30 protein-coding genes are annotated in these 26,818 nt (G+C 62.1%); 20 read left to right on the top strand and 10 right to left on the bottom strand.

Annotated elements, in window-relative coordinates; genetic code table 11:
- Positions 1 to 10 precede the first annotated feature (10 nt).
- The 3 genes from LG281_RS04045 to LG281_RS04035 all read left to right on the top strand — a co-directional run bounded on the left by LG281_RS04045 (position 11) and on the right by LG281_RS04035 (position 2,119).
- Positions 11 to 688: a helix-turn-helix domain-containing protein gene (locus tag LG281_RS04045; RefSeq protein ID WP_404404602.1), complete on the top strand. Its 678-nt coding sequence runs from the start codon at positions 11 to 13 to the stop codon at positions 686 to 688.
- A 25-nt stretch (positions 689 to 713) separates the two neighbouring features.
- Positions 714 to 1,217, top strand: a complete 504-nt coding sequence (locus LG281_RS04040) for a hypothetical protein (protein WP_404404600.1) — start codon at positions 714 to 716, stop codon at positions 1,215 to 1,217.
- A gap of 71 nt (positions 1,218 to 1,288) precedes the next feature.
- On the top strand, positions 1,289 to 2,119 hold the full coding sequence (locus tag LG281_RS04035) for a universal stress protein (RefSeq protein WP_404404598.1): 831 nt from the start codon (positions 1,289 to 1,291) through the stop codon (positions 2,117 to 2,119).
- A 258-nt stretch (positions 2,120 to 2,377) separates the two neighbouring features.
- Here the strand turns inward: LG281_RS04035 and LG281_RS04030 are convergent, their stop codons facing one another.
- The 3 genes from LG281_RS04030 to LG281_RS04020 are packed head-to-tail and all read right to left on the bottom strand — an operon-like array spanning position 2,378 to position 6,131.
- Positions 2,378 to 5,065, bottom strand: coding sequence for a GNAT family N-acetyltransferase (locus tag LG281_RS04030; protein ID WP_404404596.1), 2,688 nt, complete (start codon positions 5,063 to 5,065; stop codon positions 2,378 to 2,380).
- Between the two features lie 14 nt (positions 5,066 to 5,079).
- Positions 5,080 to 5,751: a BON domain-containing protein gene (locus LG281_RS04025; protein WP_404404594.1), complete on the bottom strand. Its 672-nt coding sequence runs from the start codon at positions 5,749 to 5,751 to the stop codon at positions 5,080 to 5,082.
- Positions 5,748 to 6,131 (bottom strand): hypothetical protein, encoded by a 384-nt coding sequence (locus tag LG281_RS04020; RefSeq protein ID WP_404404592.1) that lies wholly within the window; start codon positions 6,129 to 6,131, stop codon positions 5,748 to 5,750. The genes LG281_RS04025 and LG281_RS04020 overlap by 4 nt, the downstream gene beginning before the upstream one ends.
- Before the next feature lie 186 nt (positions 6,132 to 6,317).
- On the opposite strand from LG281_RS04020, the gene LG281_RS04015 reads away from it, so the two are divergent.
- A complete protein-coding gene (locus LG281_RS04015; protein ID WP_404404590.1) occupies positions 6,318 to 6,740 on the top strand; it encodes an Hsp20/alpha crystallin family protein in 423 nt (140 codons plus the stop codon).
- A gap of 97 nt (positions 6,741 to 6,837) precedes the next feature.
- Positions 6,838 to 7,782 (top strand): ribose-phosphate diphosphokinase, encoded by a 945-nt coding sequence (locus tag LG281_RS04010; RefSeq protein WP_404404588.1) that lies wholly within the window; start codon positions 6,838 to 6,840, stop codon positions 7,780 to 7,782.
- Here the strand turns inward: LG281_RS04010 and LG281_RS04005 are convergent.
- Complete coding sequence (locus LG281_RS04005; RefSeq protein ID WP_404404586.1) at positions 7,756 to 8,706, bottom strand: hypothetical protein; 951 nt, start codon at positions 8,704 to 8,706, stop codon at positions 7,756 to 7,758. The two genes, LG281_RS04010 and LG281_RS04005, sit on opposite strands and share 27 nt — an antisense overlap.
- Positions 8,707 to 8,782: 76 nt before the next feature.
- Positions 8,783 to 9,262, bottom strand: coding sequence for a GyrI-like domain-containing protein (locus LG281_RS04000; protein ID WP_404404584.1), 480 nt, complete (start codon positions 9,260 to 9,262; stop codon positions 8,783 to 8,785).
- Positions 9,263 to 9,744: 482 nt separating this feature from the next.
- Between LG281_RS04000 and LG281_RS03995 the strand changes: the two genes are divergently transcribed.
- Positions 9,745 to 10,926 (top strand): cation:proton antiporter, encoded by a 1,182-nt coding sequence (locus LG281_RS03995; protein ID WP_404404582.1) that lies wholly within the window; start codon positions 9,745 to 9,747, stop codon positions 10,924 to 10,926.
- Here LG281_RS03995 and LG281_RS03990 read toward each other — a convergent pair.
- Entirely contained in the window at positions 10,923 to 11,465 is a 543-nt protein-coding gene (locus LG281_RS03990) for a VIT1/CCC1 transporter family protein (RefSeq protein WP_404404580.1), read from the bottom strand. The genes LG281_RS03995 and LG281_RS03990 overlap by 4 nt on opposite strands.
- A gap of 176 nt (positions 11,466 to 11,641) precedes the next feature.
- Here LG281_RS03990 and LG281_RS03985 point away from each other — a divergent pair, with 176 nt between their 5' ends.
- The 6 genes from LG281_RS03985 to LG281_RS03960 are packed head-to-tail and all read left to right on the top strand — an operon-like array spanning position 11,642 to position 15,884.
- A complete protein-coding gene (locus LG281_RS03985) occupies positions 11,642 to 12,520 on the top strand; it encodes an MBL fold metallo-hydrolase (protein ID WP_404404578.1) in 879 nt (292 codons plus the stop codon).
- Positions 12,514 to 12,852 carry an ArsR/SmtB family transcription factor gene (locus LG281_RS03980; protein WP_404404576.1) on the top strand — a complete coding sequence of 113 codons (339 nt, stop codon included), beginning with the start codon at positions 12,514 to 12,516 and terminating at the stop codon, positions 12,850 to 12,852. The genes LG281_RS03985 and LG281_RS03980 overlap by 7 nt, the downstream gene beginning before the upstream one ends.
- A gap of 40 nt (positions 12,853 to 12,892) precedes the next feature.
- Complete coding sequence (locus tag LG281_RS03975) at positions 12,893 to 13,321, top strand: YeeE/YedE family protein (protein WP_404404574.1); 429 nt, start codon at positions 12,893 to 12,895, stop codon at positions 13,319 to 13,321.
- Positions 13,321 to 13,764, top strand: coding sequence for a DUF6691 family protein (locus LG281_RS03970; RefSeq protein ID WP_404404572.1), 444 nt, complete (start codon positions 13,321 to 13,323; stop codon positions 13,762 to 13,764). The genes LG281_RS03975 and LG281_RS03970 overlap by 1 nt, the downstream gene beginning before the upstream one ends.
- 33 nt (positions 13,765 to 13,797) lie before the next feature.
- Positions 13,798 to 14,124 (top strand): TIGR01244 family sulfur transferase, encoded by a 327-nt coding sequence (locus LG281_RS03965; RefSeq protein WP_404404570.1) that lies wholly within the window; start codon positions 13,798 to 13,800, stop codon positions 14,122 to 14,124.
- A gap of 11 nt (positions 14,125 to 14,135) precedes the next feature.
- Complete coding sequence (locus LG281_RS03960) at positions 14,136 to 15,884, top strand: SulP family inorganic anion transporter (RefSeq protein WP_404404568.1); 1,749 nt, start codon at positions 14,136 to 14,138, stop codon at positions 15,882 to 15,884.
- On the opposite strand, the gene LG281_RS03955 is transcribed toward LG281_RS03960, so the two are convergent.
- Positions 15,849 to 16,931, bottom strand: coding sequence for a cytochrome c3 family protein (locus LG281_RS03955; protein WP_404404566.1), 1,083 nt, complete (start codon positions 16,929 to 16,931; stop codon positions 15,849 to 15,851). The two genes, LG281_RS03960 and LG281_RS03955, sit on opposite strands and share 36 nt — an antisense overlap.
- A 146-nt stretch (positions 16,932 to 17,077) precedes the next feature.
- Between LG281_RS03955 and LG281_RS03950 the strand changes: the two genes are divergently transcribed.
- The 8 genes from LG281_RS03950 (at position 17,078) to LG281_RS03915 (ending at position 23,921) form a co-directional block, all read left to right on the top strand.
- On the top strand, positions 17,078 to 18,322 hold the full coding sequence (locus LG281_RS03950; protein WP_404404564.1) for a hypothetical protein: 1,245 nt from the start codon (positions 17,078 to 17,080) through the stop codon (positions 18,320 to 18,322).
- Positions 18,322 to 19,107 (top strand): RnfABCDGE type electron transport complex subunit D, encoded by a 786-nt coding sequence (locus LG281_RS03945; RefSeq protein ID WP_404404562.1) that lies wholly within the window; start codon positions 18,322 to 18,324, stop codon positions 19,105 to 19,107. The genes LG281_RS03950 and LG281_RS03945 overlap by 1 nt, the downstream gene beginning before the upstream one ends.
- Positions 19,100 to 19,906: an NADH:ubiquinone reductase (Na(+)-transporting) subunit C gene (gene nqrC / locus LG281_RS03940; protein ID WP_404404560.1), complete on the top strand. Its 807-nt coding sequence runs from the start codon at positions 19,100 to 19,102 to the stop codon at positions 19,904 to 19,906. The genes LG281_RS03945 and nqrC overlap by 8 nt, the downstream gene beginning before the upstream one ends.
- Before the next feature lie 2 nt (positions 19,907 to 19,908).
- Positions 19,909 to 20,568, top strand: coding sequence for an NADH:ubiquinone reductase (Na(+)-transporting) subunit D (locus tag LG281_RS03935; protein WP_404404558.1), 660 nt, complete (start codon positions 19,909 to 19,911; stop codon positions 20,566 to 20,568).
- Complete coding sequence (nqrE, locus tag LG281_RS03930; protein WP_404404556.1) at positions 20,565 to 21,167, top strand: NADH:ubiquinone reductase (Na(+)-transporting) subunit E; 603 nt, start codon at positions 20,565 to 20,567, stop codon at positions 21,165 to 21,167. Before LG281_RS03935 ends, nqrE begins: the two co-directional genes overlap by 4 nt.
- Positions 21,164 to 22,387, top strand: a complete 1,224-nt coding sequence (gene nqrF / locus LG281_RS03925) for an NADH:ubiquinone reductase (Na(+)-transporting) subunit F (protein ID WP_404404554.1) — start codon at positions 21,164 to 21,166, stop codon at positions 22,385 to 22,387. The genes nqrE and nqrF overlap by 4 nt, the downstream gene beginning before the upstream one ends.
- On the top strand, positions 22,388 to 23,356 hold the full coding sequence (locus LG281_RS03920; RefSeq protein ID WP_404404552.1) for an FAD:protein FMN transferase: 969 nt from the start codon (positions 22,388 to 22,390) through the stop codon (positions 23,354 to 23,356).
- Between the two features lie 166 nt (positions 23,357 to 23,522).
- On the top strand, positions 23,523 to 23,921 hold the full coding sequence (locus tag LG281_RS03915; RefSeq protein ID WP_404404550.1) for a CBS domain-containing protein: 399 nt from the start codon (positions 23,523 to 23,525) through the stop codon (positions 23,919 to 23,921).
- A 45-nt stretch (positions 23,922 to 23,966) separates the two neighbouring features.
- Here the strand turns inward: LG281_RS03915 and LG281_RS03910 are convergent, their stop codons facing one another.
- The 3 genes from LG281_RS03910 to LG281_RS03900 form a co-directional block, all read right to left on the bottom strand.
- Entirely contained in the window at positions 23,967 to 24,725 is a 759-nt protein-coding gene (locus LG281_RS03910) for an SDR family NAD(P)-dependent oxidoreductase (RefSeq protein WP_404404548.1), read from the bottom strand.
- A 64-nt stretch (positions 24,726 to 24,789) separates the two neighbouring features.
- Entirely contained in the window at positions 24,790 to 25,947 is a 1,158-nt protein-coding gene (locus tag LG281_RS03905) for a hypothetical protein (RefSeq protein ID WP_404404546.1), read from the bottom strand.
- Positions 25,948 to 26,054: 107 nt separating this feature from the next.
- Positions 26,055 to 26,597, bottom strand: a complete 543-nt coding sequence (locus LG281_RS03900; protein ID WP_404404544.1) for a flavodoxin family protein — start codon at positions 26,595 to 26,597, stop codon at positions 26,055 to 26,057.
- Between the last annotated feature and the right edge of the window lie 221 nt (positions 26,598 to 26,818).

Raw genomic sequence — 26,818 nt, 5'->3', positions numbered from 1 at the left:
GGTAAGAGCCATGGGTCAAATACAGTCAGCTCAAGACGGAATATCCGCCTGGCCGGTGTCTTCGGCACTGGACACGGGCCTCCGCACGCTGCGTGCGCATGACCCGCTCATTTTCGAGGGCGACGACGCCGACCACCTTTACGAAGTCATCGAAGGCGTCATCCGGGTCTACAAGGTTTTTTACGACGGACGCCGGCAGATCATGGCGTTCGCTTTCCCCGGCGACATCATCGGGCTGGGGCAGGCCGACATCTACAGCTTCGATTGCGACGCTTTGACATTCGCCCGCGTACGGACCATTTCGAAGGCCGATCTCTTGCGCACTGTCCGGGAACGGCCCGAACTGGGTGCCCAGATGCTGGAAATGGCCAGCCGCGAAATCACCGCCGCGCAAAGCCTCTCGATTACCCTTTGCCGCAAGTCCGCCATTGAACGGGTCGCATCGTTCCTGTGCAGCCTTGCCGAGCGCCGGCGCGATATCGGCACGAGCCAGACGCTGAGCGTTCCCATGACCCGCGCCGACATCGCGGATTACCTGGGCCTGACCATCGAAACCGTCAGCCGCAACATCACCAAGCTCAAATCGCTCGACGTCATCAGCCTTCCTACCCCGGGGACCGTATTGATCCACGACATGAAACGCCTCAAGCGCATCGGCGATTGCGAGGTGGACACCCGTGCGGCGTGACGTTTGAAGGGAAGGTGGGGCGAAAATGGCCACCTCGGATCCATCACGCGGGCGCCGGACCGGCGAAGCGGCAACTGTCGGTGCGACGCGCTGGCCATATCGCGTTGCGATATGTGTGTTCCCCGAAGCCGCAAGCGCGCTCAAGGGGCTCCAGCAGATTTCCGCATACGGCGCCAGCGTATCCGACATGGCGGTTATCGTTCCCACCCCGCAGGCGGCGGACGCGCTTTTGTCCGGCGACAAGGATTGCCCGGCACTGTTCCTGAGCGGTCACGCGCCGGGCGAGCCGGAATGGCAGCATATGGGTGCGCCCGCATCGTTTACGGTGCGTCGGCTTGCTGACGTATCCGATTGGGCGTCCGAACGGACGGTCGCCACGATGCGGCATGATCTCTCGCGCGGCTGCGTGGTGCTGCTCGTTTACGGGTTGCGGGGCATGTTGCAGACGTTGATGGCCGATGTGCTGTTGCACGTTGCTGCCTCGCGCGTCGAGGTGCACGACATCCCTCCCGGCCACCTCGCGAGTTGACCCAAGTCAAGGCGCCGATGGAACGCAGGGCGTCTGATACCTGTTATCAGCACAGGCCAAGGGAGCCCGAAATGATCAAGGATATCTGTGTCTATCTCGACGGCGGGGCCGATGACGGCCCCCGGATCGAAACGGCCCGGCAGATCGCGGCCTTGTTCGATGCTTTCATCGCCGGTCTTTACGTCACATCGCTCCCCGAGATTCAGGCCGTCGGCGGCTATGCCTTCGGCGCGATTGAGATCGATGAGCTCCAGCGCGACGCCCGCGAGCGCGGAGACCGGGACATGAAGGCCCTCAAGGAGCGGTTCAGCGGCCTCGACGCCAGGCATGAGCTGCGCCGTCACGACGTCCTTCAAGCGCACGTGCGCGACGTAGTCCTCCACGAGGCGAGGCTTTTCGACCTGTTTGTGACGACACGTCCCTATGGCCACGAGAATCCGGCGGTCGAAGTCACCGAGGCTGTGCTGTTCGGTTCCGGCCGCGCGACCTTGCTTGTGCCTCCCGGTGGCATCGAAACCTTCGATCCCGGGACCGTCGTCATTGCTTGGAGCAATACCCGGGAGGCGGCGCGTGCGGTATCCGAAGCGATCCCGTTCCTCGCCCATGCCAAGTCCGTTTCAGTCTGCATGGTGGGCGATGACAGCATGAGCAGCGTCGAGCGAGCCGCTCAGGGTACCGATATCGCCCGTCACCTCGACCGGCACGGGGTCAAGGTCCAGCTCAACCCGGTTCCGCCGGGGCGAGGCGTCGCCGAAACGCTGATCGAAGAGGCGCAGGTTGCCGACGCAGATCTGCTGGTCATGGGCGGATACGGTCATTCACGTCTGCGCGAATGGGTTTTAGGCGGCGTGACCCGGGAAATCCTCACGCATGCGAAGATTCCAGTGCTGATCGCGCACTGACCCCAGCAACTTAGGCCGACCTGCGCGGGCTAGTAGCCAGCGTCATTGAAAATGGCGGGTTTCCCAACCCACCCCCCGTCATCACCCGGACAAGCCGGGTGATGACGGGGAGGGGGAAGCGGTAGCCCGTCATTTTCAATGACGCTGGCCACTAGGGCCTGATTTAAAAGTCGGCGGCGGAGGGCTGGCGAGGGATTTTCGACCGCCCACGGCAAACAAGACCCGACGGACCGACCCGTTCGGCTTTTAAATCGGGCTCTAAGCCTGCGCCCGCAATCGTTCCCCTAGGGCGATCTTCACGCGCTTGACGCCCGGGTCGCCCGGGTTTGCGGATACCGAGAAGCCCATTTCCCGGCACATTGTGAGCATCTTGACGTTTTCCGCGTAGACGCTGCCCGTGACGGTTTTAAGGCCATCGGCTGCCGCATAGCTCAGAAGATGATCGAGCAGCGCCCAGCCAAGGCCGCGGCCTTGAAGGTCGGTGCGCACCAGAATGGCGTATTCAGCCATTTCATGGTCCGGATCGGCGACAAGCCGCGCGACGCCGGCAAGCGCGCCGGTTTCGGCCTCAAGCGCAATGAAGGCCATTTCCCGGTCATAGTCGATCTGTGTAAGGCGCACGAGCATGTCTTGCGGCAACTCGGACACAGACACATCGAAGCGCAGCCGGATGTCTTCGGCCGAGACCTTTTTGAAAAAGCCGGGATATAGCGCGGCATCGGTGGGTCGGATCGGGCGGATGTCGAACGCGTCCCCTTTAGCCGAGGTAAAGCGCTTGTCCCAGCCTGACGGGTAGGGCTTGAGGCTGAGCCGGTCGACCGCAGCGGCGTCGAGCGCAATGCGCGCATCGAGTGCGATCACCCCATTTGGGCCAGCGAGCAACGGGTTGATGTCCAGGCTCTCGATCTGCGGAAATTCGGCGATCATCCGCGACACCGCGATCAGTGTCCTGACAACGGCATCCCGGTCTGCGGCTGGAACGTTACGATACGCCCCAAGGAGCCGCCCTATGCGCGTGCGGTCGATGAGGTCGCCGGCAAGCCGGTCGTCGAGCGGGGGTAAGGCCATCGCCGTATCCGCAACGACCTCGGCGGAAATGCCACCCGAGCCAAAGAGGACTGCGGGCCCGAAAATCGGATCCGTGCTCGTACCGACAAGGAGTTCGCGTGCGTGCGGAATGTCGACCATTTCCTGAATCGAAAAACCGTCAGGCGTGAGCCCCGGATGCGCCTTTTCGAGGCGTTCGGTAATGCCGTCGGCCGCCAGTACGCAGTCCGCGACTGTCTTGAGGCCGAGCACCACGCCGCCGATATCGGACTTGTGGCTGATGGATTTGGAGACGAGCTTGACCACCACAGCGTCCGCTGTTTCCAGAAGAGCGGTTGCCCTTTCGCCGACCTCCTGGGGCGTTTGCGCGAATGCGGCCCTCGGGATCGCGACGCCGAAGGCTGCGAGGAAGGTCTTGGCTTCCTCCTCGGTCAGCATCGTGCGATTTTCCCGCGTTGCCCGGGAGATAATCGCGGCGAGCGTGGCCTTGTCGACGCGAAGGTCTTCCGCACCCGCATCTGGAACACGCATCATCGCTTCGCGAACCGTTGCGCGCCGGTCGAGATAGGTGACGGCCTGGACGGCTTGTGCCGGCGTCTCGAAACTTACGATCCCGGAATCGTCCAGTATGGCGCGTGCCGGCGCGCCCGTGAAATCCCCAAGCCACGACGTGATCAGCGGCTTGCCCGCAACGAGCCCACCCTTTACCGCGCCGGCGAGAACAACGGCGCTATCCTTGGTTGAAGCCAACCCCGTGGGGCAGGCAAGGGCGAGGACGGTATCGACATTCTGGTCGCAGGCCACCGTTTCGATGACTTCTGCATAACGTTCCGGCGGTGCATCGCCCAGAATATCGACGGGGTTAGCGTGCGACCAGCTGGGTGGCAGGAGCATATCGAGGCGCGCAAGTGTATCCGGCGCGAGCGTCGCCAGTTGGCCGCCATGGTCGAGGAGGCTGTCAAGCGCCATGACCCCGGCGCCGCCACCATTGGTGACGATACCGACACGGCCCTTCGCCCGGGGCGGGAAGTGCGCGAGAACCTGCGCGGCCGCGAAAAGCTCCTCAAGCGTATCGACCCTGACGATACCGGCGCGCTCGAGCGCCGCGCCGAAAACGGCATCCCCGCCGGCCAGGGCGCCGGTATGGGTTGCAGCGGCCTTCGCAGATTCCGCATGCCGCCCCGATTTGACTGCAACGATCGGTTTGATGCGCGAGAGCGCGCGGGCCGCGGACATGAACCTGCGGGCGTTTGTGACCGTCTCGAGATACATGAGCACGGCCTTCACCGAGCCGTCGCGGGCAAGCATGTCCAGGCAGTCACCGAAATCCACATCGGCCATGTCGCCCATCGAGATGACATGCGAAAAGCCTATGTCGCGCGCATGTGCCCAGTCGATCAGGGTGGTTGCGATGGCGCCCGATTGGCTGAGCAGTGCCAGTTTGCCCGCGTGAGGCGCAATGTGCCCGAAGCTCGCATTGAGTTTTTGTCCCGGCAGCATCAGCCCGATCGTATTGGGACCGATAATGCGCAGCAGATATGGCTTTGCCGCCGACAGCATTTTTTGACGCAGCCCGTTCCCGGTCGTGATCCCGGAACTCAGGACAACGGCCGTGCGCGTGCCGATAGCGCCAAGGTCCTCGATCAGCCCAGGAACGGTCGCCGCCGGCGTTGCGATCACGGCGAGATCCGGTGCATAGGGCAACTGGCTGACCTTTGCATAGCAGCATCGGCGGGCGATGCTGTCGTATTTGGGGTTTACTGGCCAGACGGGCCCTTCGAAACCCGCTTCGAGGATGTTGGAAAAAAGCTTCTGCCCGACCGAGCCAGCGCGCTCGGAGGCGCCAATGACCGCGATCGAGGAAGGATGAAACGCCTTGTCGAGATTACGGATGCTCATGCGATTTTCCGCCGCTACCAGTCGACGAACAGTCTGTTTTCAACGTGATGAACGCCCTCGCACGCCCATGCTGCGCGTTCGGCCTCTTCGCGCGCATGCCAGGAATTGACGTTGCCGGTGAGCGTCACGCTGCCGTGGCTGACATCCACTGCAATGGATTTATGGGTCAACTCCCCCAGAGGCTCGAGGGTTTCATGGATCTGGCGCAATATGTCTTCGGCGCTGGGGGCCTCGGTGACCGTAATGGCGTTGGTAATCGCACCGACACCCGCTAGCTTTGCGGCTTCCTTGGCTGCTGTAGCCTTCAGGCTTTCGGTTTCGATCGTGCCCGAAAGCGTCAAATGACCCTTTTCGACGGCGATCTTTATGAAGCGTGCTGCCTCACCGAGCTTCTGGGTAAGCCACTCCACCGCGTTGAGCGCGATGGCCTCGTCCGACCAGCGCGTCATGCCGTCCTCGTCGATCCTCAGGTGATTGACGAGCGCGCGTACGCCGGACGGTCGGAACGTTGCCCGCGCCGCAAGCCCCTTGCTCTCGGCGCTTGTGACGGTCCCTACGAGCGTGACGATGCCATGGTTGACCACGACCCCGATCCGCGCCGCGTCGAGCCCGGGCTCGTAGGCAAGCTCGGCGCGCACGGCGTCGAGCAGCGCGAGATCGGATGGGTGGAGTGTGCTGTGCATCATGGCTTTTCGACCTGGATCACGCGATAGGTATGTGTCTTGCCTGCGGTATCGGCAATCGATACGTACTCGCCGCGCACGAAACGCTCGTCGCCGAACCGGTAGCCGTATTCATCGTCAATCGCGGCGGCCGGGTCGTAGTCGAAGAACCACTCGCCACCCTCGGTCCGTGCCAGCGTGCCGTGCCGGTCCTCCTGACCGCGTGCGAAAAAACGCGCTGGGCAGGGTGCGGCGTTGTGTTGCCAAAGGTGGGTATCGATCCGGCCGTCGTCGTCGAGAGGAGCGACGAACTCGTAGCCGGTTTCACGATCCCCTCCGGGATGGCCGGTTTCCCGCGCCAGTTCGAGCCGGACCTTGAAAAAATGTGCGGGCATCTGGTTCATGTAGGAACTCCGGAGTGGTGCTGGAGTTCCAGTTTTGCGCGCCCGCGCCAGTCCGCGCGTTGACCTCGATCAAACTGCGGGCCACGACATCCATTTGACGCAGGTCAATGTGCGCATGCCGGGCCGGTCATAGTCTCTTCAAGCCGGGCATACGCCCGGATTAGTTGAGACAAAGAGGTCGTCATCATGCCTAACCGTAACTGGATACCCTCGCTCCGCAACGAAATCGACAGGGTCTTTACCGACTTCCCTGCCATGTGGTTCGACCGGAATGCCGCAGTGCTTCCGGAAATGGACGTTCACGAGACCGAAAAAGAGATTACGGTTTCCATCGAATTGCCCGGTGTCGATCAGAAAGATGTGGACCTTTCGGTCACCGATCAGACCCTGACGGTATCGGGGGAGAAGAAGTCCGAAACCGAGACGAAAGACGGCGAAAATTACCGCTGCGAGCGCCATTACGGCTCCTTCAGCCGCTCGGTGACGCTGCCGTTCAGGATCGATTCCAAGGCCGTGGACGCCGCCTTCGATAAGGGCGTGCTCAAGATCAAGGTGAAAAAGCCCGCCGAATATACGGCCACGGCGCAGAAAATCGAAATTCACGGCTAGCCAACGCGTCATACTTTGAGCGCCGGACCGGAAAAGAGGTTTGGCGCTCCGACTTTCTTGCGTACGGTCTTGCCATGCGAGTTGGAGCACGCCGCCCATGCGAATCTTCGCACTCCAGGGAACGCACAAGCTGGGAATGGCCGTCGTCGAGGCGATGGGCGCTACACTCGATCCGCATGAGGAGCGGATGTTCGAGGATGGCGAACACAAAGCGCGCCCGCTCGTCACGGTGCGTTCGGACGACGTCTACGTTATCCACAGCCTCGCCGGGGACACGCGTCAATCGGCCAATGACAAGCTCATGCAGCTCTTGTTCTTCCTCGCCGCGTGCCGGGAGAATGGCGCCGAGCGGGTCACTGCAGTCGTGCCGTACCTTGCCTACGCCCGCAAGGACCGCCAGACCAAGCAGCGCGATCCCGTCACGACGCGCTACGTTGCCCAACTCTTCGAGGCCATGGGCACCGATACCGTGGTGGCGTTCGATGTGCACAACCTCGCCGCGTTCCAGAACGCTTTCCGGTGCCATACCGTCCACATAGAGCCGATGGGCCTCTTTGCCGCCGACATCGTCGAGCGCACCAAGGGCAGTGAGATTGCCGTAGTCGCGCCGGACGCCGGCGCCGTCAAACGCGCTCAGATGCTCAAAGAGGCTCTGGAAAAAGCAACCGGCACGCCCGCCAGTCTGGGGTTCATGGAGAAGCACCGAAGCGCGGGCGTGGTTTCGGGCGATCTTTTCACCGGCGATGTCGCGAACAAGGACGTGATCATCGCCGACGACATGATCAGCTCCGGCGGAACCATTCTGCGCGCGGCTCTAGCGTGCAAGGACCGTGGCGCGCGCACCGTACACGCCTATGCGACGCACGGCGTCTTCAGCCCCCAGATCAATGCACTTCTGGAAAATGACGCAGTCGCTTCGGTCACCGTCACGGACTCCGTCGACCGAACCGTCGCCAACGGCGCAAAGATCAGGACGCTTTCCTGCGCATCCTTGCTTGCCAGGAAGATCCGGCACCTAAATTCGGCCGCCAATCCGATCTGAGGGTGTCATATTCGCTTGCGCTCCCGGCATGCGTTCCAGATACGCCCGGGCCATCCCAGGCCAGACTTCGGGTGTCATCGGAACGTCGTCGAGAAGATGTGCCAAGCATATCCGCGCGCGCAGGACTGCGCGAAACGCCGTGTAGAAGTCCAAAAGCGCATCGGAGGGCGGGTGGCCAAGCGCCGTTCTCAGCCTGTCGAGCAGAAACGGCTGCACCCACGGTGCGCCGTGAATGGCGCATTCGAGGCCGAGATAATTGAGCTCGTCATAAGGATCGAGAAGACGCATCTTTGGGTCGAATTCGAGCCGGTCGAAAATTTGCAGCGGGTCCCCGAGCCAGATATGCTCGGGCCGCAAATCGCCATGCCCGTCGACGATGAAGCCTGCTGCGACGCGGGCCGCGAGTTCCGGCCGCACCGCCGCAAACCTCTGGTCCACCTCGTCGACTGCCACTGCATTGAGTTCACCGCCAAGATCGAAGCCAGGCCGCAATAAGATTTTGCGATTGGCCTCCTGCTCGACCTCGAGATGACGCAGATAGGCCCCACCATCCGCCGTTCGCGCATCCTCGCTGCGATAATGGGCAATCAGCCGGTCCGCGACGCATGCGATGTCGTGTTCGCGAACCGTTCCCGCATCAAGTTTGGCTTCGAGTGTCTTTTCGCGGTCGAGGCGCTTCATTACGACGAGCCACTCGACCACCTCACCATTCTCACCGACGCTCCCCAATCGCAGCCGTCCGTTTCCCTCGTCAAGAAGCGCAGCTATACCGAGGTAAGTGTCGGGAGCCAGGACCGCATTGTCCTTGGCCTCGACCGTGCAATTGCGCGCGCGGGCGGCAAGGGACCGATGGTCCAGAAACGGAAACGCTACAGGCTTTTTGAACTTGTAAACCCTGTCACCGGCCAGAAAGACCCATGACATATGCGTCTCGATAACCTCGACCGAATCTGGCCGGTGAGGGTAAACGCGCGGGTCAGACAGGAACCGGACTTTATCTTCAAGGCTGGCCATTGGGCAGCGGCATGTAAATCTCGGTGATGAGGTCGTCCTCGGGCGTCGTATCCGGGTCGTTGGGATAAACCTCCCACGTTAGTGCCGGCATGCCGGTATGTGCGGTCTTGAAATGCTGTTCGAGTTTGGCATAGGTCTCGCGCAGGTGGTCATAGGCGCCGTGATGGATCGCCTTGACGCAGCGCCCCGCAGGGGTTTCACCGGCGTGTATGTCGCCGCCGGCCTTTCCAGCGTCGTCCGAAGAAACCGGAAAACCGACCTTGACCGTCATCTCTGCGCCGTCCCAGTCGCTGTAAATAGCGAGCGGCGGGCCTGCGGGGCTGACTTGATTTTCGCCGATGAACCGGCCGATCGCACCGAAAGCGTCCTCCATCACCTTGGCGATCTCCTCTGAGTCCATGGATGATTGCCGGGTGACGTAGAGCATTGGCTGCGCGTGCGTTTCGATAACTTCGAAATCATGCATCGGATTGCTCCTTCTTTATTGCTTGCAACGCGTAACACGCGCCTAATGCTCCAGCTTTGATCGCGATCAAGGGGACGCATGCCGCTGCGAATGCGCTTATTTCATGCCGCTGCGAATGCGCCTATTTAAGACTGCGAGGCGTTATGAGCGGCATTCCTCGCTGCTCCATCTCTTCGAGCAGTTTCTTGGGGATCGGCCGGCACGCGCAATTGGCGGCATGCTGGAGATGCCAATGTACCCGCTCTTCGAATGTCGGGTTCTTAGGCATCTTGTGGGTCTCGTGCCACTCCCGATTGATTTCGCCCATCGTCCGGCCTCCGTCGCTGAGATCAAGAGCATAGACCCTCGCGCCGCCATATTGAATTGATCCGGGTCAAGCACGCAAACACCGGTGCCTTTGACCTGCATCAATACCGCGCCACATCGATTGCGGCAGCCTTGCCGCGGTTTCGCTGACGGGTCGGCCCCGGGAGGTGATTGGCATGCCGCATGAACTCATGATTGGGCTGGGGATCATCCTGCTGGTCAGCATTATTGCGGACTGGATCGGCCAGCGCACGGCGTTGCCGCGCGTCACGCTTTTGGTGCTGATCGGCGTTGGCGTTGGTCCGAGCGGGCTCAACTGGCTTCCGCAGGCCGTCCACGAGGCCTCCGAATTGATTGCCACGCTGGCGCTCACCATGATCGCCTTCCTGTTGGGCAGCGAGCTTTCGGGTGAAAAATTGCGCGCCCACGGCCGCAAGGTTCTGACGCTGTCCTTCGCCGTCGTCATCGTGACGTTTGCAATTGTCGGCGGCGGACTTGCGCTCATCGGTGCGCCGCTGGTGGTCGCCATCGTTCTCGGCGCGGTAGCGACGGCGACCGACCCCGCTGCCACGCAGGACGTCGTTTCCGAGGTTGGCTCCAAAGGGGAGTTCGGCGGTCTGCTCCTGGGTATCGTCGCGGTGGATGACGCCTGGGGCCTCATCATTTTCGGCTTCGCCATCGGAGCGATTGCCGCGCTCAATGGCGCAGGCGACGGTGGGTTGGCCACGCTCGCCGTTCACCTGGGTGGCGCGGTGGCCGTCGGCATTGGGACAGGCGTCCCGATGGCGCTTTTGTCCGGTCGTATGAAGCCCGGCAGACCCTCTCTGCTCGAAGCGATCGGCTTTGTGTTGGTCTGCGGCGGTCTCGCGGTGTGGATCGGTGCGTCGTTTCTTCTGGCCGCGACGATTGCGGGTGCGCTCGTGGCCAATCTCGCGCGGCACCACGCCTATACCTTCCGTCAGATCGAGCATTTCGAATGGCCCTTCGTGACGGTGTTCTTCGTTCTCGCCGGGGCCATGCTGGATATTCGCATGCTGGCGATCAGCGGCATATTTGGAGCAGGTTATCTCGTTTTCCGCGTGCTTGGCCGGCTGATGGGCGGATGGGCAGGTGGCGTCATCTCGGGCCTGTCATTGCGCGAATCCGGTTGGCTCGGCATGAGCCTTCTGCCCCAGGCTGGCGTCGCTGTCGGCATGGCGCTGCTCGCCGCCACCGAATTTCCCGAATACGGCGAAACCATTCTCGCTGTCACGGTCGGCGGCACCGTGGTTTTCGAGGTGCTGGGGCCCATCGTCACCCGCTATGCACTCAAAACGGCGTCCGGTCCCGGACATGCCGCCGCTCGCAAAAGAACCTAGCCCGCAAAGCCCGTGATCCGCGCACCAACGAGGCCGATGCCATAGGCAAAGAGCGCGGCGACCGACCCGATCAGAAGCATCTCGGCGCCCGCCTTGACGAACGATCTGGTGGTAAAGAACGACCGCGCGGCGCCGACGAGGAACAACGTCGCCAGGGCAAGAAATGTCGCGAGCGCAAACCGGATATCTCCCAGCCCGGGAACGAGATAGGCGGAGAGGGGAATGCATCCCGCAAGAACGAAGCCAAGCGTCGTAACGCCACCTTTGCGCCCGGCCGGGCCGAATCGCAGGGGGCTCGGCCTGGAGCGCTCCGACAGGAGCGCGCTCGCGCCCATCGAAAATCCATCCGCGACGAGATTGGCGAGCCCCAGGATCACGATGATCTGGTTGGGCAACTGCGCGCCCGCTACCCCGGCAACCACCGCGAGTGTAGTCACGACGCCGTCGTTGGCACCGTAGACGATTTCCGGCAGGTAGGCGCCAAGCGTCGCGCGCAGCTTTCCTGCCGACGGAGGGCGGGGCGGGGGGCTGCTTGCCATGGCGTTGCTCGGTTTGGATAGCGGGGAACGCCAATGTGAAATGAGGGCAAGGCAGCGTCCTTGACCTCGGTCAAGCAGTTCAATTCAAAATAACGCTTGCAGAAAAATGCAATCATTATTATGTAGCGATCAACAGCGGCATTCGCCGCGCGAATATCCAGGTTCAGGACACATCCATGACAGCCAAACCCGAAGTTACCGGCTTTTTCGAACCCCGTACGTGGTCCATCCAGTATGTTGTGGCCGACCCGGGAACCAAAAACTGCGCAATCATCGATCCGGTGCTCGACTACGATGAGAAGTCCGGCGCGACCGGCACCGAGCAGGCGGACAGGATTCTCGCGTTCATTGCAGAGAAGGGTTACAGGGTCGAATGGATTTTGGATACGCATCCGCATGCCGACCATTTCTCCGCGGCCCAGTACCTCAAGGAAAAGACCGGTGCGCCGACGGCCATCGGCGAGAAGGTGACCGAGGTACAAAAGCTCTGGAAGGGTATCTATAACTGGCCCGATTTCCGCGAAGACGGCAGCCAGTGGGACAAGCTCTTTGCGGACAAGGAGACCTTCACGGTCGGCAATATTCCGGCGCACGTTATGTTCTCGCCTGGGCACACGCTGGCGTCGATCACATATGTGATCGGTGATGCGGCCTTCGTGCACGACACGCTGTTCATGCCCGATAGCGGCACCGCGCGTGCCGACTTCCCCGGCGGCAGCGCGAAGGCGCTCTGGAACTCGATCCAGGATATCCTCGCGCTCCCTGACGAAACCCGCATCTTTACCGGTCACGACTATCAGCCCGGTGGCCGCGAACCAATGTGGGAAAGCACGGTCGCCGAGCAAAAAGCCGCAAACATCCACATGGCCAGGTTCAAGAGCATGGAAGAGTTCGTCGCCGCGCGTGACGCCCGGGACCGGACGCTCCCCATGCCCAAGCTGATCCTGCACGCTTTGCAGATCAACACCAACGCCGGGCAGCTCCCTCAGCCCGAGAGCAACGGGCGGCGGTACCTCAAGATTCCGCTCAACGCGCTCGAGGGCGCGGCATGGTAGAATTGATGACGCAAACCGAACTCTCAAGGGAAACCCGGGTCATCAAGGGAAAGGTCGATGAGGCATCGGCCTTTCTCAAAAAGCTCGCCAATCGCGACCGTCTACTCGTCGTCTGCGCGTTGGTGGAAGGCGAAAAGAGCGTCCGCGAACTCGAGGATCTGCTCGACATTCGCCAGCCCGGCCTCTCCCAGCAACTCGCCGAATTGCGTGCCGCCAGCATGATTGCCGGACGCAAGGAAGGCAAAGCCGTGTTCTACAGCCTCGCCGATCCCAAGGTGAAGGCGATCATCGGCACGATGTACGATCTCTTCTGCCGCCCGGACGCCGACTGAGCGCGCCCGACATAGCCACCCCGAACTTTGAAGGCTTATCTTGACTGAATTTACACCGTTCCTGTCGCTTGCCGGCGGCGCGCTGATCGGACTTGCCGCTGTCTTGTTGATGGCGCTGCACGGCCGTATCGCGGGCATGACCGGCATTCTTGCCTCCGTTATTCCGCCGCTGTCCCCCGATTGGGGATGGCGCGCGGCCTTCCTTGCCGGCGCTATCGTGGCGCCCGTCCTGCTCGGCGGGCTCTTCGGCGATGTCGTGGGCTTCGTTAGTCCTGCTCCCGTGCCCTGGCTGATTGCCGGCGGTCTCATCGTCGGCGTTGGCGTTTATTTCGGCTCCGGCTGCACTTCGGGCCACGGTGTCTGCGGCATCGCGCGGCTGTCCCCAAGGTCGATCGCCGCAACCGCCGTCTTCATGGCCTCGACCGCCGCGACGGTCTTCGTCATTCGCCATGTCCTGGGAGGTCTCTGATGCAAAAGGTCTTTTTCGCTGGTCTCATCGGCCTCGTTTTCGGCACGGGAATTGCGATCTCGGGCATGGCGAACCCGGCCAAGGTGCTCAATTTCTTCGACTTCGCCGGGACCTGGGACCCCTCGTTGGCCTTCGTCATGGGTAGCGCACTGGCGGTGACGGCCATCGGTTATCGGTTTGTCCTCAAGCGCCCTACGCCGCTTTTCGATAAGTCCTTCCATCTGCCCACCGCGCGTCAGATCGATACTCCGCTCGTTGCGGGTGCCGCAATCTTCGGCATCGGCTGGGGCATCACCGGGTTCTGCCCGGGCGGCGCTATCCCGGCGCTTGGATTGGGCGAGCCGGACGCGCTGATCTTCGTTGCCGCAATGATTGGCGGCATTGCCCTTGCGCGGTCCGCGAGATTGGCGCTTGCGGCAAGAGCAAATACCCGGAACGCGTGAGCGTCCCCTCGTTCAACCCAAGAGGTACCAAAAATGAACATCAACAGGATCGACAGCCGCTTCGCGACCACCGGTCAGATCACCCCCGATCACATTGCTGAAATCAAGCGCATGGGCTTTTCGGGCATAGTCTGCGCGCGGCCCGACAACGAGGAACACGGCCAGCCCGCCTTCGATGACGTCGCCCGTGCCGCTGAGGCACACGGCCTCCTCGTCGTCCACATCCCCGTCTCGGGCATGTTGACCGAGGGGCAGATCATCCGGTTTCACGAGGCCATGTCCGAAATCGACGGCCCGGTCCTCGGCTATTGCCGCTCCGGCGCCCGCGCTGGCAGCCTCTACGCGACGCTAAACCGGTAAGGCACAAGATCATGCTGGCGAAATACGTCCCCATCCTCAATTGGGGCAGAGGCTATCGGCGGGATCAGTTCGGCCGCGATCTCATCGCGGCGGTCATTGTCACCATCATGCTGATCCCGCAATCGCTGGCCTACGCGCTCCTCGCCGGCCTGCCACCTGAAGCGGGACTGTACGCGTCCATTCTGCCGCTTGTCGCATACGCGATTTTCGGCTCCTCGAGCTCGCTCGCGGTCGGGCCGGTTGCCGTCGTCTCGCTGATGACGGCAACCGCCGTTGGCCGGCTCGCGGCCGAGGGGACGGCGGACTATGCGAGCATCGCCATGGGTCTGGCGCTGCTTTCGGGCGGTATTCTCGCTCTGATGGGCCTGTTCCGCCTAGGCTTCGTAGCCAATTTCCTTTCTCATCCTGTGATCGCGGGCTTCATCACCGCCTCGGGCCTGATCATAGCGGCAAGCCAGCTCGGCGGCATTCTGGGTATTCCGAGCCATGGCCACGCCATGCCCGAGCTCTTGGCCTCGATCTGGGACAATCTGGTACGGTTCAATCCTTATACGCTCGCCGTCGGCTCGGCCTCACTCGCCGCGCTCGTCTGGATCCGCCTCGACATGAAGCGCCGGCTCGTCGCGCTCGGGGTTCCCGTCGCGATTGCCACGTTCATGGTACGCGCCGGCCCGGTCGTGGTCGTCCTTGTCGCCATCGCAGCGTCGGCCATTTTTGAGCTGGGCGGAAAGGGTGTCGCGCTGGTCGGAGATGTGCCCCCAGGCTTGCCCATGCTGACAATCCCGAACGTCAGCATCGATTTTCTCATTGTCCTCATCGTTCCCGCCTTTATCATTTCGATCGTCGGCTTCGTCGAATCCATCTCGGTCGCTCAGACCCTCGCTGCCAAAAAGCGCGAACGCATCGATCCCGACCAGGAACTGATCGGACTGGGAGCGGCCAATATCGCGGCGGCCATGGGGTCAGGATACCCGGTCACCGGCGGTTTCGCGCGCTCGGTCGTCAACCACGATGCCGGCGCCGCAACGCCCGCCGCTGGCATCTTCACCGCCATCGGCATCGCCGTCGCGACCCTCGCGCTGACGCCATTCCTCGCGCTTTTGCCCAAGGCAACGCTTTCAGCGACCATCATCGTCGCTGTGCTCTCGCTGGTTGACCTGTCCATCCTCAAAAAGGCCTACACCTACGCGATGGCCGACTTCATCGGCGTCGCCGTAACCCTCTGTGTTACTTTGGTTTTCGGCGTGGAAATAGGCATCTCGCTCGGCGTCGCCGCCTCGATCCTGATCTTCCTCTACCGGACCTCAAAGCCGCATACGGCCGTCGTGGGCCGCGTGCCCGGCACCGAGCACTTCCGCAACGTCCTCCGCTACAGCGTTGAAACCACACCCGAAATTCTCTCGCTGCGGGTCGATGAGAGCTTGTATTTCGCAAACGCCCGGTTTCTCGAGGATTGCATCTATGCCCGCGTCGCCGAGCACCCGGAAATCCGGCACGTCATCCTGATGTGCCCGGCGGTCAACGCTATCGACATGTCGGCACTCGAAAGCCTCGAAGCCATCAACGAGCGCCTCCGGGACCTGGGAATCCATTTCCATCTGACCGAAGTCAAGGGGCCGGTGATGGATCGGCTCGAACGCTCGGATTTCCTCAAACACCTCACCGGTCAAGTTTTCCTCAGCCAGCACGAAGCGATTGCAGAGCTGGGCGGGGCAGGGGCCGTCCTACGGCCGCGCGAGGCCAGTCATGTCGCGTCCTAGCGGATCGGAGAGGCTCTCGATCGAGTCGTAGAGCACCTGCGCCGCGTAGTGCGGATTGTGCACATATGCGCCCGGATCGCTGGCGATGAATTTGTAATTGTATGCCGCCTTGAGCAGCCGCGGTGTCCAGCCCGCGAACCGGACGACGCCACCGTCTTCGGTCGTGTCGGGCACGCCGTCGGCGTCGGCATCCGCAAAGAAATACGGATAGCGCCCGCCATCATAGACAAGGCCCTGGCCACTCACCTCGCGCGAGTAGGCGACCATGGTTTCCATCAAGCGCGCATGAAGGGAAGCGATTTCCGAAGCCATGCCTTCGTCCGCATTCCCGTTGCCGTCGAAATCGATCTCCGAGGTCCGGATGGCCGTCGGATCATCGGTTTCGTGGCACCCAACGCACGTTTCGGCCTGTACGAGCGAACTGTGCGGATCGTGGCAATCGATGCATTCGGACGCCGGCGGCACATGTCCGAACCGGCTTGCGTAGGCCTTGCCCGGATATTCGTACGCCCCTTGAACCTCGGCGCCAAGCTGAATAGCCGCGGCAACCGCGTAGTGCGGATTGATGAACGAAAGCTCGGGATCAATCGTGTCTTCGTCACGCTCTGCGACGGCGCTCACGACCGACAAACCCGACCCCCGACCCTGATGGCAGGTCGAGCACGTGGCTGTGTTCCCCGAAATCGAGATTTCGGCGCCGGAGGGAAAGGCTACCGTAGCGATCTCGCGGACGCCTTCGACGTGGCAGGTGTCGCAATCGACGACACCGCCGGTTTGAACCGGATGATCGATACTGCCGATAGCGCTGCCGTCCAGGCCATAGAAGTCTCGAAAACCCTGACCGGCGTGGCAGCGCGCGCAGGTCCCCGGGATTTCTCCCTCGTCATCCCAATGCGTGAACGCGGGGGAGGTTGCATCGGCATGTCCCGAGCCGAGCCAGTTCTGTACGATTTGCGTCTGAGGGTCGGACTGCGCGAGCGCAGGAGCAAGAAGCGCTACCAGCGAGAGAAAGACGAGAGCAAAGATCGCGAGCGGGTTCGAACGCATGGCAATTCCCTCCGGTTCGGCAGGGCCGATATCCCATTTTGTTGAGGGCTTACCGGCTCATTCGCGCCGGCGCATTGATTTCGGTCAAAGAAGAGGCTGCTGCGCAGCGCTAAGCACGGGACAACGACCGCTCGGAGCCCCCCACGATGCGTCTGAAATTCCGCAAAGGCCTGGACATCGCGATTCCCGGCGCGCCACGGCAGGAAATCGGCGGAGCCGTCACCGTAAACCGCGTAGGAATTATCGGATCCGACTACGGACCTGCCCGGTTCGATATCCTCGTTTCCACGGGGGACACGGTCGGGCGCGGCACGCCGTTACTGCGCGACCGGGCAAGACCCGGTATCGTCGTCACGTCGCCCGCCAGCGGCATTATCGAGGATATTGCGATCGGCGCGAAGCGCAGACTCTCCACCCTCGTCATCGCAGTCGAAGGCGAGGCGGCGATTTCCTTCGACACCGCCCACGCCCGGACGCCGGAAAATGCCCGCGAGCTGCTTCTTGAAACTGGGCTTTGGACAGCGTTACAGGCACGGCCCTTCGACCGGATACCAGATCCCGACACGATCCCCGTAGCGCTTTTCGTTACGGCGATGGATACACGGCCCCACGCGGTCGATGCGTCAGTAGTGATCGAAAGGAGTGCCGAGGACTTTTCACTCGGGGTTTCGTTGTTGGCAACCCTTGCGCCAGTACCGGTTTATATCTGCTACGCTGGCAATGTGCCAGCAAGCGTGGCGACCGGCCAAATACGTCCAGTCGAAGTGGACGGTCGGCACCCTGCAGGACTGCCGGGCACGCATATCCATCATATCGCACCCGCCAGCCGAAACGGGGCAGTTTGGCACATTCATTACCAGGACGTCGTCGCGATCGGCCACCTCCTGCGTATGGGAACGCTGCCGGCGACCCGCATTATCGCGCTGTCCGGGTCCGGCGTCGCCGATCCGCGGCTTGTCGAAATCCCGGCGGGTGCCGACCTCTTCGAACTCGCGCGCGCCGGTGCTGTACCGGGGGAAAAGCACGTCCTTTCAGGATCGGCCCTGGATGGGCGCGAAAGTCGGTTTCTGTCCCGCTATCACTGGCAGGCAACGGTGCTGAAAACCAGCAAGGAAAGAGCCACGAGTAACTGGCTGGTGGCGGCACTGCGCCGTGCGGCGGCGCCTGCCCCCCTGATCCCGACACGCGCACTCGACCTCGCTTCCGGCACAAGGCTCCCGCTCGTTGCCCTCCTGCGAGCCATCAGCACTGCCGACACCGAAGGCGCCGAAAAACTGGGCGTACTTGAACTCGCCGAGGACGATCTGGCGCTCGCAACCTACGTCACGGGCGGTTCCACGTCGTTCAGTGCATTGCTCCGCCGGACGCTCGACACGCTGGAGGCCGAATAATGATCCGGGGACTCTGGGCACGGGAAACTATCGCGCTGACCATGCTCGCGGCTGCGCTGCCCGTCGGAGTCGCCGGAGTGGTTGAGAACGGCTGGGCGTTTGCTACAACCTTCGTGCTCGCGCTTGCGGTCCTTGCCTTCTGGCAGGGCGTATTCCTGTTCGTCCGTGCCCAGCCGGCGACTGGGATTGGCATCGTAACGGCGCTCGCCGTAGCGCTTCTGGTGCCGCCGAATCTAGCGCCGTGGCAGATCGTTCTGGGCGTGAGCTTTGGTGCGGTTATTGGCGAGCAGGTTTTTGGCGGTTGGGGACGCAATATCGTCAACACGTCCGTAGCAACGCTTGCCTTTCTCTTTTTTGCATTTCCTGAGGCAGCAACGCCAGAACCTGGTTGGCTCATCGCGCTCGCCAGCCTACCTGGCGCGATCTTACTCATCCTTTTTGGCATTCTTGCCTGGCCGATCCCGGTAGGCGCCGCCCTCGGCCTCATGGCCGTCGGGCTCCTGTTGGGGCGCGACCTTGCACCACTTGCCACGTACGGCGCACTTGCCTTCGGCATCGTTTTTCTCGCCGGCGACCCGGTAACCTCAAGCACGACGCCAACCGGCCGCTGGGTCTATGGCATACTCACCGGCGCATTGGCGGGGCTCTTTGGTTGGGCGGCATATGGCATCGGATCGGTGCAAGCGATCGTATTCGCAACGCTGCTCTCATCGCTTTTCGCACCGCTCGTCGATCACACTGTTATCGCGGCCGGCGCCGCCGCAAGAAGGAGCCGCCATGGCTGAGCTCAACCTCATTGCGCTATGGCGCCGGCTTCTGGCGCTTCCCAACGAAAGCCGAACCAAGACCCTCGCAGTCGCCTTTCTTGTCACCTTGGCCTGTGCAGCGCTCGTTTCGGCGACGACCGTCGTTCTGCGGCCGTTCCAGGACGCAAACCGCGCTGCGGAACGCCAGGCGCGGCTGGAGGCGATGCTGGACGAATTGCCGGGGATGCAGGACATCCTCGCAGGCTCCGGCGCCGACGGTCTCGATACCGTCATCGTAAACCTCACATCCGGGACCGTCGCTGAGGATATCGACCCCGACACGTTCGATCGGACGGCTTTCGCAGCTGATCCGGAAACCAGCACCGTGCTGGGGCCGGAGGAAGACGTTGCGGGGCTCGGAAGGCGCTCGGACTATCAGCGGATCTACATCCTGCGCGAAGGCGATGCCGTCCGGCTCGTCCTCCTGCCGGTTTCCGCTACCGGGTACGGAGGGCGCATAGAGGCGCTTCTGGCGCTCCAGGATGACTTCAATACCGTTGCCGGCCTCTCGATCACCGAACACAGCGAGACGCCGGGGCTTGGCGCGCGGATCACGGAACGGAGTTGGCAGGCCCTATGGCCCGGCAAGGAAATTGCCGACGAAACCGGCGAAATCCGGCTGCAAGTCGTACGCGGCAGTGCGAGTTCGGTCTTTGAGGTCGACGGCGTCACCGGCGCAACGCGCACGAGTACCGCGGTTTCCAACATGATCGCATTCTGGATGGGTCCCATGGGATATGGGCCGCTCATTGAGGCCCTCAAGGCAGGAAGAGTCTAGCCATGACTGCTACCCTTCAGCGCCTCTTTACGCCAATTCTCGACAACAATCCGATCACCCTGCAGATTCTCGGTATTTGTTCGGCGCTCGCAGTTACGACGTCGCTCGCGACAGCGCTCACCATGAGCCTTGCGGTGATCGCCGTTCTGATTGCGTCGAGCAGCATCATCAGCCTGATCCGGCGGCATATCCCCAACGCGATCCGGCTCATCATCCAGATTACCATCATTGCCTCACTGGTGATCGTCGCGGACCAGATCCTCCAGGCTTTCGCATGGGAGATGAGCCAGAGGCTTTCAATTTTCGTCGGGCTCATCGTTACCAATTGCCTGGTTCTCGGCCGTGCCGAGGGGTTCGCGATGCAGAACGGCGTGGGTGCGAGCGCACTCGATGCACTCGGTAACGGTCTGGGCTACGCACTTATTCTCTTGATCGTCGGCGCGATCCGCGAGCTTTTCGGCGCCGGTGCGTTGTTCGGATATTCCGTGCTGCCGAACGCAACGGAGGGCGGCTGGTTCACGCCACTCAACCTTATGATGCTCGCGCCCAGCGCGTTCTTCATCCTCGGATTGCTGGTCTGGTCCATCCGGGCCATCAAGACAGAGCAGGTCGAGCGCGAAGGCCCTGCAATCGTTCGCGAGGAGGAGGCGCGCCTGCCATGATCGACCTCTTCGTCCAGTCCGCCTTCGCCGACAATCTTGCGCTCACCTTCTTTCTCGGGCTGTGCACCTTCCTCGCGGTCTCGCGTCGTGTCGAAACGGCTGTGGGTCTCGGCATCGCGCTAATGGCCGTCCAGTCCATCACGGTACCGGTCAACTACCTGATTTTCGCCTATTTGCTGTCGCCTGGCGCTTGGAGCTGGATGGGTTTCCCCGAAATCGATCTCACATTCCTGCGGTTCATCGCCTTTATTGGCGTCATTGCAGCGATGGTGCAGATTCTCGAAATGGTGCTCGATCGCTACATGCCGGCGCTTTACCGCGCGTTGGGCATCTATCTGCCACTGATCACGGTCAACTGCGCCATCCTCGGTGGTAGCCTCTTCATGGCCGAACGGCACTACGATTTCGTTCAGAGCGCCGTATTCGGCGTGGGAAGTGGCTTCGGCTGGGCGCTCGCCATCATCGGGCTGGCCGCGCTTCGCGAACGGCTCGTCTATGCGGATCTGCCCGACGGCCTCAAGGGGCTGGGTATCGCGTTCATCGTCACCGGGCTGATGTCCATGGGATTCTCCGCATTCTCCGGGGTGAATTTGCCATGACCGAAGTTGCGCTCGCGACCGCGCTGTCGGTTTTGCTGATCCTGGCACTCGCCGTGCTGGTGATGGCGGCACGGGCGGTATTGAGCCCCGCCATGCCAGCAACCATTCGGGTAAACGGGAATCGTGAAATCAATGCGGTCACCGGCGGTAAGCTGCTGCCGATACTGACGGGGGCTGGTATCCCCGTGCCGTCGGCATGCGGCGGTGCAGGGACATGCGGGCTCTGCCGGGTGCAGATCGACACCGGGGGCGGAGAGATATTGCCCAATGAAGCCGCGCGATTCTCGCGCGCCGAAATCCGGGACGGCCTGAGATTGGCCTGTCAGGTGATGGTGCGGGGCGATATAGACCTGACCGTGCCGGAGGATGTCTTGGGTGCGGAGAGCTTTATCTGCCGCGTGGCCGCCAGCACCATGCTGGCGCCGTTGATCAAGGAAATCGTGCTCGAAGTACCCGAGGGCCGGGATTTTACTTTCAAAGCAGGCCAATTCATTCAGATCACCGCGCCTGCCTACAAGCTGGCCTTTTCGGACATCGACGTGCTGCCCGCCCATGCGGCCGTCTGGGATACGCTCGGCTGGCGGGCGCTCGGCATCAAAGTGGGCTCCGAAACCACCCGTGCCTATTCCATCGCCAACCGGCCCGAGGATCGGGGGAAAATCGTCCTCGACATCCGGCTCGCAGTCCCACCGCCGGGCGCGGACGCCGATATCCCGCCCGGCAAGGTCTCGTCATACCTGTTTTCGCTCAAGCCGGGCGACAGCGTCGCGGTCTCGGGGCCGTATGGCACCTTCTGCGCGCAGGATACGGACCGCGAGATGATCTTCATCGGCGGTGGCGTCGGCATGGCGCCGCTGCGGGCGATCATCCACGATCAGCTCGACCGCGCGGCAAGCACACGCAGGATGAGCTACTGGTACGGCGCGCGCAGCGAAGCTGACATCTTTTATGCCGAGCAATTCGCCGCGCTCGCGGCGGACCACGATAACTTCTCCTGGACCGTGGCGCTTTCCGAACCCGCGCCGGGCAGCACCTGGCAGGGTGCTACCGGGTTTATCCATGAGGTCATCTGGCGCGAATACCTCAAGGAGCATCCCGAACCCGAAGCTTGCGAATACTACCTCTGCGGCCCTCCGCTCATGATCGATGCGGTCCTTGCCATGCTCGACGAGGCGGGCGTGGCGCCTGAGTCGATCTACAACGACGATTTTGGGAGCTAGATGATGATCTCTCGACGCGATTTTCTAACGCTATCCGCGGCCGTCGTAGGCGCTTGGAGCCTGCCGGTCCGCGCATCGGAAACCCGGGTCGTCGGAGGCAACGCCTTTGGCAGCTATTGGCGGCTGACACTCGGGCACGATGCCGACCCGGTACCGGCGATCCACGCCATAGAGGCGATTGTGACGCGGATCGACGCGCAGATGTCTCCCTTCAGGGCGTCGACCGATGTCTCCCGGTTCAACACGTCGCGGGAAACCGATTGGCAGCCAGTGCCCGGGGATTTTCGCGCCGTCACGGGTGCGGCGCAGGACATTTTTGCCCGCAGCGGCGGCGCCTTCGATCCTGGCGTCGGTCCAACCGTCAACCGCTATGGTTTCGGTCCGATCACGGGGCAGGGGCGCGGCGCGTTCGATAGCCTCGAACTACGCGGCGACGCCGTGCGCAAGGGCGACCCGGCGCTGACGTTGGATTTCTGCGGCATCGCCAAGGGGCATGCGCTCGACCTGATGGCCGCCGCGCTCACGGACGAGGGGGTCGAGCATGCCTATCTCGAGCTCGGTGGCGAGGTTCTTGCCAAGGGTCGGCATCCGAGCGGGCGCGACTGGCATACCGCTGTCGAGGCCCCGGCGATCACTCACATACTCGCACTCAACGGCAAGGCAGTCGCCACCTCGGGCGATGCGGTCAACAGCTTTGCGGTAGGCGGACGGCGTTACAGCCACATCATTGATCCCGGAAACGATACGCCGGTCACCGGCGATGTCGCCTCGGTCTCGGTCATTCACGACACCGCCTGCACTGCCGACGGCTGGGCTACGGCTCTCATCGCACTAGGCCTTGAGGACGGTGCCGCCATAGCCGAAACCCTTGGGCTGCCCGCGCTGTTTCAGATCCACGATGGCGCAGGCATGCGCGCAATCCCTATTGCGGGCTTCGAAGCGTATCTGGTGGGGGAGGTGACGCCATGACGACATTCATCTTTACCCTCGGTGTCATCGCGCTCTCCATTGGTGGACTTGCCATCGGGCTGATACTGGGCCGGGCACCCATCAAAGGTTCGTGCGGTGGTTTATCTTGCGTAAGGGGCGTCGATTGCGCAGCCTGCTCCAATCGGCGCCGACGGGAAATACGGCCATGACTGCCCCATCCCTGACGATCGCACGCTATATGGTGACCAATGTCACGACATTGCCGCCCGATCTCGAAATCAATCACGCCATTGCGTTGCTGCTCGGCAAAGCCCTTTCCGGTGCGCCCATACTTGACGAATCCGGCGCCCTCATCGGCATCCTCACCAAGAAAGATTGCTTCAAGGCGACACTCAACGCGAGCTACTATCAACAGTGGGGCGGGGTTGTTTCGGATTACATGAGCCGCAAGGTCGAAACGCTCGATGCGGGCCTCGACCTGCTTAGCGCGGCTCAGCGATTTCTCGATACGCCTTATCGGCGCTTCCCCGTCATGCGGGAAGGGGAGATGGTGGGGCTCTTAAGCCGGAGCGACCTGCTCAGGGCGTTCAGCGAAATGTGGTAGCGGCCCGGCACCAGGCCGGACCGCTACGCGTCCCCAGTCGTCCCCCTATTGCGCGGTATAACCGCCGTCCACCAGATGGTAGCTGCCGGTGATGAACGAGGCAGCGTCGGACAGGAGAAAACAGGTCAACGCCGCGACTTCGTCGTCCCTGCCCAGCCTGCCGATGGGGTGCATGGCCGCAATAGCGCTCAAAGCATCTTTTTCGAGGTTTTTCGAAAGCAATGGTGTGTCGATAAAACCCGGACCTACGGAATTGATCCGGATGTTGTCCTTGGCACATTCGATCGCCGCTGTTTTGGTCAGGCCGACGACGCCGTGCTTGGCCGCCACATACGCCGGCGCCTGCGCGAAGGCGACGCTGCCAAGGATCGAGGCCATGTTGACGATCGCGCCACCCTTTCCGGCCCGGGCCATCGCGGCGATCTCATATTTGAGACAGTAAAAGACGCTGTTGAGATTGACATCGATCACGTGCTGCCAGCCGTCGAGCGGGTAGTCTGCCGTTGTCGCGGATGGGCCGCCTATGCCGGCATTGTTGACAGCGAGATCGAGATGTCCGAACACCTCGACGGCCTTGTTGACCAGACGTTCGACGGCACCCGGATCCGCGACGTCCGTCGCTTGGTAAACCGCTTTGGCGCCGTTGGCTTCAAGCGCACCGACGACCGTTTTGAGCCCGTCAATATCAAGGTCGGCGGCTACGACATTCGCGCCGCGCTCCGCGAGCATCTTCGCAACTGCAGCCCCGATACCGGATGCCGCACCCGTGACGATGGCCGTTTTGCCGGAAAATTCGGTACTCATGAAAAACTCCTGAACCTGGGTTTGAAGGAAGGCGGGAGAAAGCGCCCACCCACGAGAAGCATGCTCACGCCGGCGCGCCGGTTCCCCGTTCATCGCGCGGCATGACGGCCGTTCTGGCTGTCGTGCCCAGACCGAATGCGACCACGATGAGCGTAAGGAGCCAACCGATAAACGGGATGATGCCAAGCAGGACTACGATGATGAGCGAAATAGCCATAACGATCAGACGCTTGAGGTTGGTATCGACGGTCACGAACGCATTCGTGACCCGCGTCCCGAGCAGATACGCGCCAAGGGCATATGCAAGGCCTAGACAGACCGCGATGAAGATCAGGACGAATGGCACAATGAAGATGCCGATGATCGTCATTGCGGTCAGCGGGACGAGCCCGAGCAGCATGGCAAACGTCAGCGCGCCCCATCCCAGCGACCGGAAAGGACGCGTTTCCGACATGATCTGCATGTTCGCAAGGCGCTTGGGCATGAATGCCATGAGCACCGCACCGGCGATAACCAGAACCAGCCAGAATACGGCAAGCCCCCAGAACGCAGGCCAGAATCCGCGGACGACATTTTCGGCCGTACGTCCGGCATGGTCAAGGTAGTCGGCATCCTCAAGCACGGAGAACGACACGCGGTCCGGCGCGGCGACGCTCGCTGGCACCGCGATGTTCTCGGGCGCGTGAATCTGAACCGTTCCGTCGATCCGGGCGTCCGGCGCAAACGTGATAGTTCGGCCGAAAAAGCTGAAATCGCCCGCAATCGTCCCGGAAAGCGTTAACGCGTCGGCGGAAACCAGGACTGACCCTTCGACGGGCGCGGCGAGGGAGACGCTGGCGCCCGCGAGCCGCGCATTGCCACCGATGGCAGCGTTGTCGGTTACACCCACCGTGCTGCCCGTGGCGCTAAGATTACCAGTGATCGGCGCATTGATGTGGACCGTGAAACCTGCGCCATAGAGATTGCCGTCAACATCGGCATTACTCGTGACATTGAACCCGCCCAGATGAGCGCTGCCGGTCACAGGCGCGTTCAGTGTGACATCATAGCCGGCAAGAAACGCATCCCCTTCCACTGGTGCCGATACATTCGTCTGCTGACCGGCGGCATACCGATCGCCTCCGAACGCAAATTGTGCATCTTGTGCGGAAGCCGGCGTCATCGAATAAAGCAGCGCCGCGAGGATCGGTACGGCGCGCAAAACGCTGGATAAAGACGTCATCTGAAAGCCCCTCGATTGCGATCGTTCGTTTGAGCCTTGCCACAGCCTTACGCAAAGAGCCGCATCCCGGCGTTGATCGAGATCAACGGCATGGGCCGTTGCAGGCTTCATGCGCGCCTTGCGGCCGGATCCAGGGCAATCACCTTGGCGCTCCCCTGAAAGGTTGCCGCCGCCGCGCGCAAGGATGCGGTGAAGGCGCCGATTTTGGCAGGAAGGTTTATGTTCTGGATATCGGCAGCCTTGAAAAGACCTAAAGCCAAGGGTTTGCCGGCAGTAAGGTTGGAGGCTTCGCCGAGCGCCTTTTCGCCAGGGAAACGCGTCGAGCTTCCGTCACAAGTCAATACAATGGCCAGGTGGCGGCCCACCGGCAGCCGACGCTTGAGAAGCGAGCGCACAGGGGGCGCGGGCCGGGCCGCCCAGACCGGTCCGGCGACGACGACGAGGTCGTAGGAATTTCCGGCCTCGTCAGGCAGTTCAATCGGAGGCGTCCCCCCGGTAAAAACATCCCAGGCTTGGCGTAATCCGCCTAACCGCCCTTCGTAAGCGTGGCATGCGTACCGCGCGATGTCGGCATGGAGTGCCTTGGCCAACAGCGTGGCGACCTTTTCGGTATTGCCCGTCTGTGAATAATAAAGAACGAGACTGCGCATGGCGTGACCTCCGTTTTACGCACAGCGTAACCCTTCACCGGCCTGACGGTCGTTGATCAAAATCAAGGAGATGGGGCAGTAATCATGCGCGTTCGGCGCGCGGCCAACCGCCAATGGCACCGCGGTCTGAGGACCGGAAAACCGCGCTCCGACGCCTGGGGTCTATCAATGCTTATTGGAGAGGGGTTTGATTTTGCATAAATCGTTGATGCCAAGGGTCT

Source organism: Pelagibacterium halotolerans (assembly GCF_044811015.1).
Classification (GTDB): domain Bacteria; phylum Pseudomonadota; class Alphaproteobacteria; order Rhizobiales; family Devosiaceae; genus Pelagibacterium; species Pelagibacterium halotolerans_A.
Note: the sequence above shows the minus strand (reverse complement) of the source record. Positions and strands in the feature narration are given on the sequence as shown.